Genomic DNA, 1,128 nt, shown 5'->3' with positions numbered 1-1,128 from the left:
CGAGTCCCGCGGATGCCGCCGCCGCGACACAGAACCGGAGTGGCCTGACGCCTGCTCAGGCCGCGGCCGGCGTCAACGCGGCGATCACCGCCTACTGCCCCCAGTACCGGCGATAGGGGAAGTCGGCCGCGGGTCAGGCCGCGTGGTCCCGAAGCGACCTGACGCGCGGCGGGTTCGGGTGTTCGCGGCACGGGTGGTGGTCGAGCCACCAGTAGGCGGCCAGCTTGACCCGGTCGTTGAACAGGAACCAGCCCACCGCGTAGGCCCACACCAGGCCGGCCCAGCGCCACCCCAGCGGTGTCATCGCCACCCCGTAGACCGCGATCAGCGTCGCGACGGTTTGCGCCGTGATCACCGCGCCCAGCAGCAGCGGTGCGGGAGCGGGCCGGGACCAGAAGGGGCCGCGGGAGCGGGTGAGGAAGATGGTCAGCTGTCCGGCGACCGACAGCTTCAAATAGATCATGGTGCGGATGAAGTCGTGGTTCAGTCCGAAAACCCGGGCCGCGAGGAAGAACAGGACGAAGGTGGCAACGACGCCGATCACGCCCAGCACGGTGGCGATGGTCAGCACGGCGCGCATGTCCCACTTGACCGGCTTGGCGGAACCGCGCACGTGGTCGTAGGCGATCGACAGGATCGCGCCGTCGTTGAGCAGCGCCAGGAACACGATCATCGCGGCGGTGACCGGGCGGAAGTTCATGAAAACCACGGCCAGGGTGATCAGCAGCAACACCCGGATGGTTTCGGCGATACGGTAGGTGGCGTAGCTGGTGAGCCGGGCAAAGATCTCCCGGGCCAGCCCGATCGCGGTCACGATCACCGACAAGCCGGGTGCCAGCAGAACCACGTCGGCGGCCGCGCGGGCCGCGTCGCTGGATCCGGACACCGCGATACCGGCGTCGGCCTGTTTGAGCGCAGGGGCGTCGTTGACGCCGTCGCCGGTCATCCCGACGATGTGCCCGCGGGCCTGCAACAACCGCACGATGCGGTACTTGTGCTCGGGAAACACTTGGGCGAACCCGTCGGTTGCCTCCACCCGGGCGCCCAGATCGTCGTCGGTGCCGGCCGTGTCCAGGACGGCCGCATCCAAAATCTGCTCCCCCAGCCCGACCTGACGGGCGATCTCGC

At 69.0% G+C, this 1,128-nt stretch carries 2 protein-coding genes; one reads left to right on the top strand and one right to left on the bottom strand.

The features are described 5' to 3' along the window. Positions 1-116, top strand: a 116-nt coding sequence (locus ACOJVU_RS18150; RefSeq protein WP_421531044.1) for a DUF732 domain-containing protein, incomplete at its 5' end; no start/stop codon positions are given. Between the two features lie 17 nt (positions 117-133). Here ACOJVU_RS18150 and ACOJVU_RS18145 read toward each other — a convergent pair. Further along, positions 134-1,128, bottom strand: a 995-nt coding sequence (locus ACOJVU_RS18145) for an HAD-IC family P-type ATPase (protein ID WP_421531043.1), incomplete at its 5' end; no start/stop codon positions are given.

The sequence above is a fragment of the Mycobacterium sp. THU-M104 genome, from assembly GCF_049197365.1.
Classification (GTDB): domain Bacteria; phylum Actinomycetota; class Actinomycetes; order Mycobacteriales; family Mycobacteriaceae; genus Mycobacterium.
This window is presented reverse-complemented; position numbering and strand designations above follow the sequence as displayed.